The sequence below is a fragment of the Caloramator sp. mosi_1 genome (assembly GCF_028622835.1).
GTDB lineage: Bacteria > Bacillota > Clostridia > Clostridiales > Caloramatoraceae > Thermobrachium.
Genome location: NZ_CP117677.1, coordinates 1,764,221 through 1,779,630, shown reverse-complemented (window position 1 = coordinate 1,779,630; position 15,410 = coordinate 1,764,221). Strand labels below are relative to the sequence as shown.

Here is a 15,410-nt window from a genome sequence, read left to right as displayed (position 1 = left end):
ACGTTATAAAAAAAGTTCTATTTTGTTGAAATATAGATAACTTTGTTGGTATAATAAACTTGAAATTAAATAAAGAGGTGACAAAGTTTTATGGATGTAACAGATTTAGCTATAAACAAACTTATTATTTTATACATACTAAATAAACTAAATAAACCAACTTCTAATTCTCAACTAACACAAATTATATTAGAAAACAATTTAATAAATTATTTTACTCTACAGCAGTATATATCTGAACTTATAAATACAGGTTTTATAAATACCATAACTGACAACAAAAACAATACTTAGTAATAAGCAGTAAGGGATCTGATACACTTAATTTCTTTCTCAATAGAATACCTGATTCAAAAATTGAAAAGTTAGATGATTATTTTGAATCAAAAAATGAAAATACGCAAAAATAGAAGCAAGTACAGAATATATGCCAACTAAAGATGGATTTGAGGTAACATTAATCTTAAAAAAGGAAGTAAAAATCTTATTGAAATAAAACTACCAGTCAAGACAATGGAAGATATTGAATTAATAAGAAATAATTGGAGAAATTCAGGAGAAAAAATATACGCTGATTTATCAGACACCCTCAATCAAAAATAAACCCATAATAAAAATCCCCAGGATGTAGTTACCTTGGGGATTAATTTTTATTTAACCAATTCTATTTTAAAATCTTATCTGCCAGTTCATCATTATCTAAACCAACCTTCATCATTTTGGCAGCTTTAATCGTATCATTGCATATAATCTTCGCCATATTAATAAGTTCCTTGGGTATTTTATCCTCATTTTTAATTGCATAATAATATATCTCACAAGCCAATCTAACTCGTTCTTTAATATCAACTGACAATTTTTCCTCCAAAACAAAATGCTTTAATACATTATATTCATTCACTTTCTTTTCTAAAATTAAAATTTAATATTCTTCTGATATCACCTATCATATAGAGAGAACCACAAAAACTAAAACATCATAATCTAAGTTGTTTATTGCATATTCCACAGCCTCTTTAATATTTAAAAAGGCCTTTGCCCTCTTACCCCTCTCTTCTATAATCTCCTTTAGCTCTTCTGCTTTAAGTGCACGAGAGTTTTCAGGAGTTACCGTTATAAATTCATCTGAAACTTTAATAAGCTCATCAATCATTTTTATATAGTCTTTATCCCTTAATACCCCAAATACTATTTTTATTTTTTTATTTCTAAAATATTTATTCAAACCATATGTAAGTGCCCTTATGCCTTGTATATTATGCCCGCCATCTAAAATTATATATGGATTTTTTTATATATCTCAAATCTACCTGGCCACATTGAGTTTCCCAATCCATTAAATATAGATTTATCTGAAATCTTATATCCTATATCCTTTAATACCTCTACTGTCATTAGAGCAGTTATAGCATTGAGCACTTGGTATCTATTAATCATCTTTATCTTCAAGCCCTTGTATAGGCTTTTTTGTTTTTACATCAAAGGAAATACCCTCAAGAGTATCTGCATTTATCTCATATTCTACTTCATCTACATAATATATTTTGGAATTCATTTCTTCTGCCCTTTTAAAAATAACCTTTTCTGCTTCTTCAACCTGTGGATATAAAACTAAGGGCCTATCTTTTTAATTATCCCAGCCTTTTCAAATGCAATCTCTTCTATTGTATTACCTAAAATATTGGTATGGTCATAACTTATTGAAGTAATAACTGAAACAAGCGGGTCTACAATATTTGTAGCATCAAGTCTTCCACCAAGTCCAACCTCTAAGACTACAAAATCCACCTGCTTTTCTCTAAAATACTTTAATGCACAGGCAGTAACTATTTCAAACTCAGTTGGATGGTCATACCCCTCTTTAACAACAATATCAATAACTTGCTTCATTCCTTCTATTAATCTTACAACATCATTTTCAGATATTTCTTCATTGTTTATTTTAATTCTTTCTGTAAATCTTTCTAAATGAGGTGATGTATAAATCCCTACCCTATAACCTTCTTCAATTAATATGTTTGAAATAAAAGTTACAGTTGAACCCTTACCATTTGTACCTCCAACGTGTATTACCTTTAAGCTGTCCTGTGGATTCCCTAATAGTTCACACATTCTTTCAATTCTATTTAAACCTAAATTCATACCAAATTTACCAACACCCTCAATATATGTCAAGGCTTCTTTATAATCCATTTTATCACCTCTATGTATTTATTAGATAAATTATACCATAAAAAAAGGCTGTTTAAAATAGCCTTCAGGTTGTTAACAAACATAAAAGATGCATTGATTATGAAATTGCCCCTTGAAAGGATTTCAAATTGGCATATTCCATAAGCTTTAGCAAGTGCATATTTAGACTTTGAAAAAAGTCCGTAATTCGGCACACGATGTATCGAGCTGAGCGGCCCTCAAGGATGAGGGCATCACGAGGGTAGGGCTTTTTCAACACCCTTTCATCCTATATCTTTTACATAGTCATCAAAATTCCACGTTTCAAGGAAAGTCTTTGCTGAATTATATCCTGAAATATATAGTTTTTGTTTCATTGAATTAGATATAGAAAAATCAGTTGTATTTACTCCAAGAGTTGGTATCAAAATAGTCCTAACAAAATCTTTATTTTTTATATACCTTAATTCATTCTCTTCAATCATTGTATTTACAATGTCCATCAAATAATCCTTTAAGGATATATATTCATTTCTTGGTTTTGGTGCTGGCTCCTGTAATTTGAATCCAAAGGTTGGCCAGCGTGGTATGCCTTCAACATCGAATATCCAAACTGGAAAATTGCTTAAAATACCTCCATCAACAATATAATGTATTTCATCGTTAACTTTAAGTTTAACAGGTTTAAAATAAAGTGGTATGCTCATACTCATACGAACAGCCTTTGCAACTTCAAACTCTAATGGGTCTATACCGTATTCTTTTAAATCATCTGGAAGTATAAGTATGTCCTTTTTAGTTATATCTGAGGCAATTATTTTAAGTGCAAATTCATTATTATTTATAAAATTTTTAAATTTAACCTTACCCTTTTTCACTAAAAGTTCCTTTAACCAATTTTCAAAGGCATCTCCTGAAAAAATAGCCTTACTTACAACAAGTCCAAGTATACTACCTATAAACGGTAAAGATTGAACTGCATCCTTATCTTGAAAATTAATAAAATCAAAATTAAAAAGTATCTGTTTTAACTCATCAGCACTATAGCCTGCGGCAATCAAAGAAGATATAATTGCACCTGCTGATGTACCTGCAACTTTATTAAATTTATATCCTCTTTCCTCTAAGCATTTAATAGCTCCTAAAAATGCAATTCCCTTTACTCCTCCACCCTCAAATACTGCATCAATATACATAATAACCATTCCATAGATTACTTATAGTACTATTATATGAATAACATCTATTAATGACTTAATTTTGTTTTTGTTTAAAAATAGGTGGTATAGATTTGTCTATACCACCTATTTAAACTATTTAAGTGCATTAAGTCTCTCTATAACCTTGTCAAGCATTTCTTTATACTTTGCAAGCTTCTCCTTCTCTTCATCAACAAGCTTTTGGGGTGCCTTTGCTACGAAATTTGGATTATTTAACTTACCCTCTGCTCTTTCTACTTCCTTCTCAAGCTTTTCTTTTTCTTTAGTTAGTCTTTCTACTTCCTTTTGCTTATCTATTAAATCCTCTAAAGGTAAGTATATTTGTGCTCCTTCAGTAACTTGAGATACAGCATCCTTTGGAATTTCAATTTCTTCTATAAATGCAACCTCTGAGGCAAAGGCTAACTTTTCAAAATAAACTGCACCATCTTCAAAGGCCTTCTTTGCTGATTCATTTGAAGGTATTAGCATTATCTTTGCTCTTCTTGAATTTGGAACATTCATTTCTGCTCTTATATTTCTTACTGCTCTTATTGCATCAATTACATATTCCATTGATTTCATATCTTCTTGATAATTTCTATCTTCTCTATATTCTGGCCATTTTGCAATTGTAATTGATGGTGTTTCATCAGTTATGTGCTTATATATTTCTTCTGTTATAAATGGCATAAATGGATGTAGAAGCTTTAGACTATCCTTTAAAACTTCAATTAATGTAATTTGTGCAGCTGCCTTTGACTTTTCATCATCGCCGTATAACCTTGGTTTTACAAGTTCAATGTACCAGTCACAAAGCTCTGACCAGATAAAATCATATATCTTTTGTGCTGCAATACCAAGTTCAAATTTATTTAGATTATCAGTAACTTCCTTTGCTACTTCGTTTATTCTGCTTAATATCCATCTATCAACAGTATTTCTTATATTATTTGCCTCATCCTTATATCTATTTACAAGCTCCTCATCATAATTCATAAGCATAAATCTTGAGGCATTCCAAATCTTATTAGCAAAGTTTCTTGATGCCTCTACCCTTTCCATATAGAATCTCATATCATTACCTGGTGAGTTTCCTGTAACAAGTGTAAATCTTAATGCATCTGCACCATATTTATCTATTATTTCAAGTGGATCTATACCATTACCAAGTGATTTAGACATCTTTCTTCCCTGTGAATCTCTAACTATACCGTGTACCAATACGTGTTTAAATGGAACACTTCCCATTTCATTTATAGCTGAGAATATCATTCTTGCAACCCAGAAGAAAATAATATCGTATCCAGTAACAAGTACATCTGTTGGGAAGAAATACTCTAAATCCTCAGTCTTATCCGGCCATCCTAATGTTGAGAAGGGCCATAGAGCAGAACTAAACCAAGTATCTAAGACATCTTCATCCTGCTTTAAATTAGAAGATTTACACTTTGGACAAACATCTGGATCCTCTGATGATACAATTACTTCTCCACAAGTATTACAGTACCAAACAGGAATTCTATGTCCCCACCAAAGTTGTCTTGATATACACCAGTCTTGAATGTTTTCCATCCAGTTAAAATAAACTTTTGCAAATCTTTCAGGAACAAACTCAACTTCTCCCTTTTAACTGCTTCAATTGCTGGCTCTGCAAGTGGCTTCATCTTTACAAACCACTGTTTTGATAAAAGAGGTTCAACTGTTGTTCCACATCTGTCGTGGGCACCAACATTGTGATTGTGTTCTTCAATTTTAACAAGTAATCCTATCTCTTGTAGATCTTTTACTATTTTCACTCTTGCGTCATATCTATCAAGCCCTGCATATTTGCCTGCAAGTTCATTCATTGTTCCATCATCATTCATAACTACTATTTGTTCTAAGTTGTGTCTTTGACCTACTTCAAAGTCATTTGGATCGTGAGCTGGAGTAATCTTTACTGCTCCAGTTCCAAATTCCATTTCAACATATTCATCAGCAATTACAGGTATTTCTCTATTAACAAGTGGAAGAACTAATGTTTTTCCAATTAAGTGTTTATACCTTTCATCATTTGGATTTACAGCAACAGCAACATCTCCCAGCATTGTTTCTGGTCTTGTTGTTGCTATAACAATATATTCCTCACTATCTTTTACCGGATATTTAATATGCCATAGATTTCCTTGCTTTTCTTGATACTCAATTTCTGCATCTGAAAGAGCTGTCATACATCTTGGACACCAGTTTATTATTCTATTTCCTCTATAAATAAGCCCTTTATTATATAATCTAACAAATACCTCTCTAACAGCCTTGTTTAAACCTTCATCCATCGTAAATCTTTCACGAGTCCAATCACAGGATGCACCCATCTTTTGTAATTGTTTTTAATTCTTTCTCTGTAGGTATGAGTCCAATCCCATACGTGATTTAAGAATTCTTCTCTACCTATCTCCTTTTTGTTAATTCCTTTTTTCGCAAGTTCAGTCTCTACTTTAACCTCTGTAGCAATACTTGCGTGGTCTTCGCCTGGAAGCCATAATGTTTCATACCCCTGCATCCTTTTCCATCTTATTAATGCATCCTGAAGTGTATTATCAAGTGCGTGTCCCATATGAAGCTGTCCTGTTATATTTGGAGGTGGCATTACTATTGTAAAAGGCTTTTTCTCTCTATCTACCTTTGGTGTAAAATATCCCTTTTCTAACCATTCATTATAAAGTCTTTCTTCAAACTCTTTAGGATCATAATTTTTGGCTATATTTTTATTTTCCTCCATTTTAGAACCTCCTTTTTATATAATACTCATAATCTTTAAACATCCTAATGTTGCAATTATTAATCCAATTAATTTTATAATTAGCTCTTTATTTTTATTTAGGTTAAACATTTTTACTATTCTTTTAGAGCCATAGGTTAATATACCACCAAATACCGCCAGTATGTAACCCACCACAACACCTCCAAATTAAAAGGTCCTTCGCACACTAAGGGCGAAGGACCGCGGTACCACCTTAATTCTGCAAAAATGCAGCTCTTATTTTGATAACGGTTTCCCGTTTCATCCTACTTTGTTTCGGATGAAAGGCTCCAAAGCTACCTTCGATAGCACTTTACCTAAGAAGACCTCCCAGCCTATGGGTCTTCCTCTCTTTTAGGTGTTACTACCTACTCCTCTTCTTCACAGCCTTTAGCTATTAACTTTTATTTATTATTATATTTAAAAAAATACATTGTCAACATATTTATCTTCTGTTTTGAAGAAGAAGATAGAAACCACCTAAAACCATAACTACAGGTATAAAATATTGTTTGACAAAGGATTTAACCATTATATAAAGTTCATTTGTACCAAATGCTTTATTTACTATCGAAAATACTCCTGCTAATATCAATAAAATTGCTAAAATATTTATCAAATATCTTATATCTATATTCTTTTTATTTCCATAGGAATCCCTGCTGTAAAATCCATTAAATATAAAATAATCATCTTCAACATATTTACCCGAATCTAAAAGTGAAGCCGTCTTAAAGGTATCTACAAATGCATATATCCAAATAAAAAATTGTAGTATAGAACCAATTGCACCTAATCCAAAAATCGAAAAAACAGGTTTAACCAATAAAAACAATGCAAGAGCTTCAAGTCCCTTTCTATAAAGACCTAAATACATATATCCAACACCTGGGATTAATGTTGATATAAATGTAGAAAGTGAATTTCTTCTCATTTTTCTCACCTCTTCCCTTTATCTTTATATAATTATTACATTTTTGACCATAAAATCAAGATTAACACAGACTAAACTGTAACTAAATTGCATCTATCTACATAATATAAATTGATATAAAAATAAGGAGATGTATATATGAAATTCAAAAAGTAGTAGCCATACTCTCTATACTTCTTTTAACTGTAACTGCTTTTTCTTCCTGTAAAAGAGAACAACCTAAAAAGGAATTAGTAAAGGTACGACTTAATGAGGTAGTTCGTTCAATCTTTTATGCACCTATGTATGTTGCTATAAGTCAAGGTTTTTGAAGAAGAGGGCATCGAGATTGAACTGTCAACTGGACAAGGTGCAGATAAAACAATGCAACAAGTTTTATCTAAAAATGCAGACATAGGTTTTTGTGGACCTGAACAAGTAATATATCTATACAACCAAGGTAGAGAAGATTATGCTGTATTATTTGCTCAATTAACTAAAAGAGATGGATCCTTCTTAGTTTCAAGAAATAACGAAACTGATTTTTCTTGGGAGAGCTTAAAGGGTAAAACAATAATAGGTGGGCGTCCTGGAGGAGTTCCTGAAATGACATTGGAGTATGTATTAAGAAATCACGGTCTGACACCAGGTAAAGATGTAAATATCATAACAAACATTGCATTTACAGCAACTGCACAGGCTTTTAAGTCCGGTACAGGTGACTATGTTGCCCTTTTGAACCAACAGCAAGTATGCTGGAAAAGGAAAATGGAGGTTATGTAGTTGCATCTATAGGTAAAGCTTCTGGTGAAATACCCTATACCTGCTTCTTTGCTACAAAATCATATATTAATGAAAATCCAGATATAATCCAAAAATTCACCAATGCTATTTATAAGGGAATGCTCTGGACAGAAGCTCATTCATCAAAGGAAATAGCAGAAGCTGTTAAGGATTTCTTCCCAGGCTCAGACATTGATGTATTAACTAAAGTTGTAGATAGATATAAACAACAGGATACTTGGGCTAAATCACCAGTATTAGAGGAAGACTCTCTATCAAGACTTATGGATATAATTCAATCCTATAATCCAAGTCTAATTCCAAAACGTCCTCCTTATAAAGATATAGTAACAACTGAATTTGCTAAAAAGTTCCTAATAAATAAATTTAATACCCCTTGATGAATTTTTAAAATTCATCAAGGGGTTAATAACCTTATATTTTTAAAACAAGTATTTATAAGCGAGAGTGATAAATATGGGTAAACTCACATTAGAAAACATATCTATGATATATCATACTTTACAATCAGAAACAAAAACCCTTGATAATATAAATCTTACAGTAAAAGATGGTGAATTTGTTGTAATTGTAGGACCTTCAGGATGTGGAAAATCCACTCTACTTTCAATTATCGCAGGGCTTATTAAACCAACAAGTGGTGAAATATATTTAGACGATAAAATAATATCCTATCCCTGCAATGAAATTGGATATATGTTTCAAAAAGATACATTATTTGAATGGAGAAACATTTATAAAAACATTACTTTAGGGCTTGAAATTAGAAAAGAATTAAGAAAAGAGAATATAGATTTTGCTAATTCATTAATTGATAAATACGGTCTTTCATCCTTTAAAAATTACTTTCCAAGTCAACTCTCAGGTGGAATGCGACAGAGGGTTGCATTAATTAGAACTTTAGTTTTAAATCATGAAATACTCTTATTAGATGAGCCCTTCTCTGCACTTGACTACCATACACGATTACTTGTTGCAGATGAAATATATAGAATTATTAAGGCTGAAGGAAAAACTGCTTTAATGGTAACCCACGACATTTCTGAAGCCATTTCACTTGCAGATAGAATAATTGTATTAAGTTCAAGACCAGCAAAAATAAAAAGGTATTTGATATAAGATTAAGCATTGAAGATAGAACGCCTATTACCTCAAGAAATGCTCCAGAATTTAAAGACTATTTTAACCTGATATGGAAGGAGCTCGATAAATATGATAAATAACACTCCTTCAAAGGAACATTTGGAATATATTGAAAAAATCAAACGAAGAAATATTTTAATTACATTAACAAGAATTTTAATATTAATAATTTTTATAGCACAGTGGGAAATAACTGCCAGGCTAAACATTGTTGATCCATTTTTAGTAAGCCAACCTTCACGAATAGCAAAGACCTTCTTTAAGCTGCTGGAGGAAGGACACCTTTTAAGGCACACTTATGTAACTTGTATTGAAACGGTAATAGGTTTTATCTCAGGTACAATAATTGGCACATTAATAGCCATTATACTATGGATTTCAGACTTCATTAATAAAGTTTTAGAACCATATCTTGTTGTATTGAATGCTCTACCTAAAATTGCATTAGGACCAATTTTAATCTTCTGGGTAGGAAATGGTCAGCCTGCTATAATCATAATTGCCCTTACAATTTCTTTAATTGTTACAATTATTTCTGTTTTAACTGGGTTTAACGATGTGGATGAAGATATGATAAAGCTTGTTAAAACATTTGGTGCAAATAAATATCAAATACTAAAATATGTTGTTCTTCCCCACAGCCTGCCTACTATAATTTCAACATTAAAAATAAACGTAGGACTATCTTGGGTTGGAGTTATCGTTGGTGAATTTTTAGTTGCAAAGGAAGGTTTAGGTTTTCTTATAGTCTTTGGTGGTCAAGTAGCCCAATTAGATATGGTTATGCTAAGCATAATAATACTGTCTATTATAGCATATATAATGTATGCAATAGTTAGTAAGATAGAATCATTGTTTATAAAATAGTTTATCATCTATTATAATAAAAGATGGACTAAAAGCCCATCTTTTATTATTCATTCATTAACTCTTCTATCATCTTCTTGTATTCTTTAACCATTTCGTGTGCCTTTTCACTACTTAGAACTCCATTTAGAGTCTTAGTTTGGAAGAATCTTTCAGGAATCTTAATGCTATCTAAGCTGTATCCAAGCTTTTGCTTTATTTGATACTTAAGCTTTTGTATATCCTTTGCAAATTGAGTTAACTCTTCATTTGTCATATTTATTCCAACGCCTTCTAATGCTTCAAGAACTATATCTCTTGTGTAAACCTTTCTTGCAAATAGACATATTACTAAGCTTGTTAGAATGTTTCTTTCTAATTCTTCATCATAAACCTTCTTAACAATATCTTCTTCCTTTGGTTTTGATTGGTCTATTGAGTATCCACCATTATCAAGGTGTGAGTGTCTTGAACCAACAGCAAAACCTACAACGTTTCCATATCCTGTATGGTATCCTGCCATTTCATTACCACCTAAATGGCACGCAAAGTCTGAACCGCCGTAAACCTTTGCAGCGTGAACTACACCCTTTCCTAAATCCTCATAGAACTTGTTCTTTCTTGTTGAAATATATTTAACTGCTGCAATGTAGTTTTGAACAATACCAAATTCAAATGGTACAAGTGTTTCTTCTAATGAAACATATCCTCTCTTATATGCTTCTGTTGCCCAACCTAAAACAACACCTGTTGATATAGCATCAAGTCCTTCGCTTTCAACAACATCTATAAGTTCAAGTATTTCATCAGTTGATTTTATTCCAAGGAATGTACCAAGTGCGAAAATTAGTTCGTGGTCATAGGATACATTTATTGTTTCATATTCATATCCTGCATCAAATTCTCTTCTAACTTGACCAATATGAATACATCCTATTGGACATCCTGCACAAGCAACCTTTCTTACAAGATTATCCTCAGCAAACTTTTCACCTGATACATCTTCTGCAAAATCAATCTTGTTCTTTTGAAGGTTAAAGGATGGTAGTGAGTGCATTTCATTTAATGGAATAACGTTTACTGGTGTACCAAGTTCGTGATATTTCTTCATAAGGTCAGTATTTAATACTCTGTCATATATTTTATCATATACTTTTCTATATTTTACCTTTAATTCTTGAGGTATATCTACTGTATTATTTCCTATAACAACTATTGCCTTAAGATTCTTTGAACCCATTACAGCACCAAGACCAAGTCTTCCAAAGTGTCTGTATGTATCTACATTTACTCCAGCGTAAGTTACAAGATTTTCTCCTGATCTTCCTATTCTTATTGAACTTCTAACACCACTTCCGTGAGTCGTTTGTCTTAGTATCTTACCAGTTTCTTCAACAGATAATCCCCACATAGCTCTTGCATCTCTAAACTGTACCCCATCGTCAATTAAAAGATATTGAGGATGTGCTGATTTACCAGTAACAACAACAGCATCAATACCAGCAAATCTCATTGCCATTGCAAATCTTCCACCTGCATGGCTTTCTCCATATTCCTTTGTATGTGGAGAATAGAATGTTGCAACCGTCTTTGTACAGACTGGCATTACAAAAGAAAGAGGTCCTATTGCATATATCATTGGTTGTGCTGGATCTAATGGATCAAGCTCTGGCTTTATATTTTCATCTAATAGTTTTGCTGCAAGACCTGTTCCTCCTAAGTATTTTACAAGGTCCTTTCTTTGCTCATATCTATATTCTTGCTTTTCTAAGTCTATATATAATACATTTATATAGTCTCTTGCTAGCATATTATAAAACCTCCTTCGTTGTAATACATCTGTGTGGACAATACTTTGTACAGTATCCGCAGTGTGTACAAATTATTGGATAACCCTCTTCATCAAATCTTATTGCATTTACTGCACAAGCAACACCACAAGCACCGCACTTCGTACATTTATCCTTATGGAATACTACTCCTCCACCTGTTCTCTTAGTTAAAGCACCAAACTTACAAGCTTCCATACAAGCTGGTTCTTCACATCCACGGCAAATATTTATAACGAATTCACCTGTATAACCACCTGATGTTTTTACCTCTATTGCTGAATTAGCAATTGAATATTCTCCTCTAAGTCTTGCACAGGCTTGACGGCAAGATAAACATCCTATGCATCTTCTTCTATCCGCTACCTTCAATACCTTTGCCATATTTACACCTCCATTTGTTATTAGATATGAAACTGTTTATTTTAAAACTTGCAACATAAACAAATGATATTATATCACAAATTAATAAAAAATTTGTTAACAGTTTGTTAATTTGTTATCAAACACTCCAACTTACCTTGTAAATGCTTAATTTCCACTTTATCTCCATCTTTAATTTTTCCTGATAATATCATCTTTGCCAATTCTGTTTCAATATACTTTTGAATAAATCTCCTTAATGGCCTTGCACCATATACCTGATCATATCCTATGTCAGCTATATGATTTAATGCATCATCATCCACAATAAGCTCTATATTCTTTTCATTTAACCTTATCTGTATTTCATTTATAAATATTTTTATTATTCTCTTTATTGATTCATTTGAAAGAGGTTTAAATATAACTATATCATCTACCCTGTTTAAGAACTCTGGTCTAAATCTCATTTTAAGTACATTCTGAACCTCTTTATATATTTCATCTATATTTTTATTCTGCATTAATCCCTGCTGAATAACATCGCTTGCCAAATTAGAAGTCATAATAATTATTGTATTTTTAAAGTCAACTATATGACCCTTACTGTCAGTTAACCTGCCTTCATCTAAAAGTTGTAAAAATACATCAAATACTTCTTCGTTTGCTTTTTCAACTTCATCAAACAAAATAACACTATAGGGTTTTCTCCTAACAGCCTCAGTCAACTGACCTCCCTGTTCATATCCTACGTATCCAGGAGGTGCTCCTATAAGCCTTGAAACCGAGAACTTTTCCATATACTCAGACATATCTATCCTAATCATATTGTCTTCACTATCAAATAGTTCCCTTGCTAAAGTTTTTGCAAGTTCTGTTTTACCTACACCTGTAGGACCTAAAAATATAAAGGAACCGATAGGTCTCTTAGGGTCTTTAATACCTGCCCTTGCCCTTAAAACTGAGCCTACAACAACATCTACAGCCTCATCTTGACCTATTACTCTTTCTTTAATAGATTTTTCAAGATTCAATAATTTTTCCCTCTCACCTTCAACAAGTTTTGAAAGAGGTATATGGGTCCACCTTGAAACTATCTCACATATTTCTTCTTCAGTAACCTCCTCCTTAAGAAGGAGATTTGCATTTTTATTTTTTCTTCTAAAACCTTTAACTCCTTCTCAAGTTGTGGCAGCCTACCATACTTAATTTCTGCAAGTTTATTTAAATCGTACTCCTTTTCCGCCTTTATCATTTGTGCTTTTAGATTATCTATCTCTTCCTTAATGTTTCGTATTCTCTTTAACTCTTCCTTTTCCTTGCTATATCTTGTATTTAGCTCCTTCTCCTTTTCCTTTAAATTTGCAATTTCCCTTTCAACATCGCTTAACCTTGATTTTGATAACTCATCCATTTCACCCGAAAGGGCCCTTTTCTCAATCTCCAGTTGCAATATCTTTCTTTTTATTTCATCAAGTTCATAGGGAACACTCTCTATTTGAGTTTTAATCATAGCACAGGCTTCATCTACTAAATCTATTGCTTTATCTGGCAAAAATCTATCTGTAATATATCTTTTAGACAATTTTGCTGCAGCTACTAAAGCACTATCGTGAATTCTTATCCCGTGGTGTATTTCTAATCTTTCCTTTAAACCTCTAAGTATTGCTATTGTGTCATCTACAGTTGGTTCATCAACATAAACAGGCTGGAATCTTCTTTCAAGGGCCTTATCCTTTTCAATATATTGTCTGTATTCATCAAAGGTTGTTGCACCAATACAGTGAAGTTCTCCACGAGCCAGCATTGGCTTTATTAAATTTCCAGCATCAACCGCCCCTCTGCTTTACCTGCTCCTACTATTGTATGTATTTCGTCTATAAAAAGTATTATCTTTCCTTCGCTTCTTTGTATTTCTTTTAGAACTGCCTTTAGCCTTTCTTCGAATTCTCCCTATATTTAGCACCTGCAATAAGTGCACCTAAATCTAATGAAAATATTTTTTTATCCTTTAATCCCTCTGGTACATCACCCTTTATTATTCTCTGGGCTAACCCCTCTACAATTGCTGTCTTACCAACACCTGGATCTCCAATTAAAACTGGATTGTTCTTGGTTTTTCTTGAAAGAATCATAACTACTCTTCGGATTTCATCATCTCTTCCTATAACAGGATCTAACTTATTTTTCCTTGCCTCATCTGTTAAGTCCCTTCCATATCTTTTTAAGGCATCATATGTACCTTCTGGATCATTAGTCTCTACTCTTTGGCCTCCTCTTGCCTCCATAAGTACCTTTAAAAATTTTTCTTTTTCTATTCCGTTTTGAGCTAAAACCTTCTTTAATGGATGTTCTGCATCTAAAATTGCTAAAAATACGTGTTCTACACTTATATATAGGTCATTCATATTTGACATTATTTTTTCAGCGGAAACTAATACCTCTTCCAACCTTCGTGTAGCATAAACATAAGAAGAGTCAGCACCTTGACCATATACCTTTGGTAATCTATCTAAATATGCCTCAACCTCTCTTTGAACCTTTTTATTATCTGTTCCCATTCTTTCAATTAGACTTGGAATTAATCCATCCTCTTGGGTTAAAAGAGCAAAAGAAGATGTTCTACATCTATCTGTTGATGTTTAAAGGAAACTGCAATTTGTTGTGAAAGGTTTAATGCCTCCTGTACCTTAAGTGTCATCTTATTAACGTCCATAAAACCATCTCCTTATAATGCTTTGTATAAATCGTATATCTTTAAAAACTCCTCATAAATGCGATTTACAAGTTGTTTATTTAACTTTATACATTCTGATTTTGTATAAAATGCACCTATAAACAAGTTTAATCTATCATCTTTATTCTCCTCTAAAACATTCTTTATATTGTCAAATGCCTTTGAATTCATCTCTAAACAATTTATCTTCATAATTTCAGTACTTTTATTTTTGTTATTCTATTTAAACTTATAAAAGATTTTTTATTACTTAAAACATAATTCCATATCCTATCTTTAGAATTTAGTATAATTGCTTTATCCTGTGTATCATAAAAATACCTAAACCATATTGGTTAATAACAATATCTATGTATTTATTTTCATCTAACATATGTCTTGCCTTAAGACTATCACTTTTTTATTACTCTTTAAAAATTCCTTTTCTAATTCTAAAAAACCGTTTGTATTTTTATGATATATCTTTTGAAGTTCGTAGCAAAATGCTCTGAAATTCATCTTTACATTTTCCTTCTGCCTTAAAGCTTCTTCACCTGTTAATTTTTCATAATTTTTAAAAAACTCAAAATCCTGTGCTTCAAACCCTAAAAATTCCATACTTATCCCCCAATAAATAAAG

13 protein-coding genes, 5 pseudogenes and 1 other annotated feature are annotated in these 15,410 nt (G+C 32.0%); of the genes and pseudogenes, 5 read left to right on the top strand and 13 right to left on the bottom strand.

Annotated features, from left to right (window positions below; all coding sequences use genetic code 11):
• Window positions 1–90 precede the first annotated feature (90 nt).
• Together PL321_RS21510 and PL321_RS21505 are read left to right on the top strand one after the other, a co-directional pair.
• Window positions 91–410: pseudogene (locus PL321_RS21510) on the top strand (DUF4364 family protein).
• Window positions 411–456: 46 nt separating this feature from the next.
• Window positions 457–603, top strand: coding sequence for a DUF4364 family protein (locus PL321_RS21505; RefSeq protein ID WP_443110787.1), 147 nt, complete (start codon window positions 457–459; stop codon window positions 601–603).
• Between the two features lie 61 nt (window positions 604–664).
• Here the strand turns inward: PL321_RS21505 and PL321_RS12645 are convergent, their stop codons facing one another.
• The 8 genes and pseudogenes from PL321_RS12645 to PL321_RS12610 form a co-directional block, all read right to left on the bottom strand.
• Window positions 665–856: a hypothetical protein gene (locus PL321_RS12645; RefSeq protein WP_273962297.1), complete on the bottom strand. Its 192-nt coding sequence runs from the start codon at window positions 854–856 to the stop codon at window positions 665–667.
• 90 nt (window positions 857–946) lie between these two features.
• Window positions 947–1,225 (bottom strand): glutamate ligase domain-containing protein, encoded by a 279-nt coding sequence (locus PL321_RS12640; RefSeq protein WP_273962296.1) that lies wholly within the window; start codon window positions 1,223–1,225, stop codon window positions 947–949.
• Between the two features lie 204 nt (window positions 1,226–1,429).
• Window positions 1,430–1,555, bottom strand: a complete 126-nt coding sequence (locus PL321_RS12635; protein ID WP_273962295.1) for a hypothetical protein — start codon at window positions 1,553–1,555, stop codon at window positions 1,430–1,432.
• Between the two features lie 56 nt (window positions 1,556–1,611).
• On the bottom strand, window positions 1,612–2,193 hold the full coding sequence (locus PL321_RS12630) for a bifunctional folylpolyglutamate synthase/dihydrofolate synthase (protein WP_273962294.1): 582 nt from the start codon (window positions 2,191–2,193) through the stop codon (window positions 1,612–1,614).
• 263 nt (window positions 2,194–2,456) lie between these two features.
• The gene (locus PL321_RS12625; protein WP_273962293.1) at window positions 2,457–3,368 is read right to left on the bottom strand and encodes a patatin-like phospholipase family protein; all 912 of its coding nucleotides are present in this window, start codon (window positions 3,366–3,368) and stop codon (window positions 2,457–2,459) included.
• Between the two features lie 117 nt (window positions 3,369–3,485).
• Window positions 3,486–6,135, bottom strand: a pseudogene (locus PL321_RS12620) (valine--tRNA ligase).
• Between the two features lie 15 nt (window positions 6,136–6,150).
• Window positions 6,151–6,309 (bottom strand): hypothetical protein, encoded by a 159-nt coding sequence (locus PL321_RS12615; protein ID WP_273962292.1) that lies wholly within the window; start codon window positions 6,307–6,309, stop codon window positions 6,151–6,153.
• A gap of 33 nt (window positions 6,310–6,342) precedes the next feature.
• Window positions 6,343–6,550, bottom strand: a binding site (T-box leader).
• Window positions 6,551–6,601: 51 nt separating this feature from the next.
• Entirely contained in the window at window positions 6,602–7,090 is a 489-nt protein-coding gene (locus PL321_RS12610) for a hypothetical protein (RefSeq protein WP_273962291.1), read from the bottom strand.
• 281 nt (window positions 7,091–7,371) lie between these two features.
• Between PL321_RS12610 and PL321_RS12605 the strand changes: the two are divergent.
• From PL321_RS12605 to PL321_RS12595, 3 genes and pseudogenes are all read left to right on the top strand, one after another.
• Window positions 7,372–8,253 (top strand): annotated as a pseudogene (locus PL321_RS12605) (ABC transporter substrate-binding protein).
• Between the two features lie 76 nt (window positions 8,254–8,329).
• A pseudogene (locus tag PL321_RS12600) lies at window positions 8,330–9,096 on the top strand (ABC transporter ATP-binding protein).
• Window positions 9,086–9,883, top strand: a complete 798-nt coding sequence (locus tag PL321_RS12595; protein ID WP_273962290.1) for an ABC transporter permease — start codon at window positions 9,086–9,088, stop codon at window positions 9,881–9,883. Before PL321_RS12600 ends, PL321_RS12595 begins: the two are co-directional and overlap by 11 nt.
• 46 nt (window positions 9,884–9,929) lie before the next feature.
• Here the strand turns inward: PL321_RS12595 and PL321_RS12590 are convergent, their stop codons facing one another.
• From PL321_RS12590 to PL321_RS12570, 5 genes and pseudogenes are all read right to left on the bottom strand, one after another.
• A complete protein-coding gene (locus PL321_RS12590; protein ID WP_273962289.1) occupies window positions 9,930–11,672 on the bottom strand; it encodes an aldehyde ferredoxin oxidoreductase N-terminal domain-containing protein in 1,743 nt (580 codons plus the stop codon).
• Window position 11,673: 1 nt separating this feature from the next.
• On the bottom strand, window positions 11,674–12,075 hold the full coding sequence (locus PL321_RS12585; protein ID WP_027307688.1) for a 4Fe-4S binding protein: 402 nt from the start codon (window positions 12,073–12,075) through the stop codon (window positions 11,674–11,676).
• A 107-nt stretch (window positions 12,076–12,182) separates the two neighbouring features.
• Window positions 12,183–14,770 (bottom strand): annotated as a pseudogene (clpB, locus tag PL321_RS12580) (ATP-dependent chaperone ClpB).
• Between the two features lie 12 nt (window positions 14,771–14,782).
• Window positions 14,783–14,983: a hypothetical protein gene (locus PL321_RS12575; protein ID WP_273962288.1), complete on the bottom strand. Its 201-nt coding sequence runs from the start codon at window positions 14,981–14,983 to the stop codon at window positions 14,783–14,785.
• Between the two features lie 174 nt (window positions 14,984–15,157).
• A complete protein-coding gene (locus tag PL321_RS12570; RefSeq protein WP_273962287.1) occupies window positions 15,158–15,388 on the bottom strand; it encodes a hypothetical protein in 231 nt (76 codons plus the stop codon).
• Window positions 15,389–15,410: the final 22 nt, after the last annotated feature.

Excerpts from the sequence above, each read along its gene's own strand:
- PL321_RS12595 (WP_273962290.1), top strand. The coding sequence starts at position 9,086 with ATGATAAATAACACTCCTTCAAAGGAACATTTGGAATATATTGAAAAA.
- PL321_RS12635 (WP_273962295.1), bottom strand. The coding sequence starts at position 1,555 with ATGAATTCCAAAATATATTATGTAGATGAAGTAGAATATGAGATAAAT.
- PL321_RS12575 (WP_273962288.1), bottom strand. The coding sequence starts at position 14,983 with ATGAAGATAAATTGTTTAGAGATGAATTCAAAGGCATTTGACAATATA.
- PL321_RS12585 (WP_027307688.1), bottom strand. The coding sequence starts at position 12,075 with ATGGCAAAGGTATTGAAGGTAGCGGATAGAAGAAGATGCATAGGATGT.
- PL321_RS12610 (WP_273962291.1), bottom strand. The coding sequence starts at position 7,090 with ATGAGAAGAAATTCACTTTCTACATTTATATCAACATTAATCCCAGGT.
- PL321_RS12630 (WP_273962294.1), bottom strand. The coding sequence starts at position 2,193 with ATGGATTATAAAGAAGCCTTGACATATATTGAGGGTGTTGGTAAATTT.
- PL321_RS12625 (WP_273962293.1), bottom strand. The coding sequence starts at position 3,368 with ATGTATATTGATGCAGTATTTGAGGGTGGAGGAGTAAAGGGAATTGCA.
- PL321_RS12570 (WP_273962287.1), bottom strand. The coding sequence starts at position 15,388 with ATGGAATTTTTAGGGTTTGAAGCACAGGATTTTGAGTTTTTTAAAAAT.
- PL321_RS12590 (WP_273962289.1), bottom strand. The coding sequence starts at position 11,672 with ATGCTAGCAAGAGACTATATAAATGTATTATATATAGACTTAGAAAAG.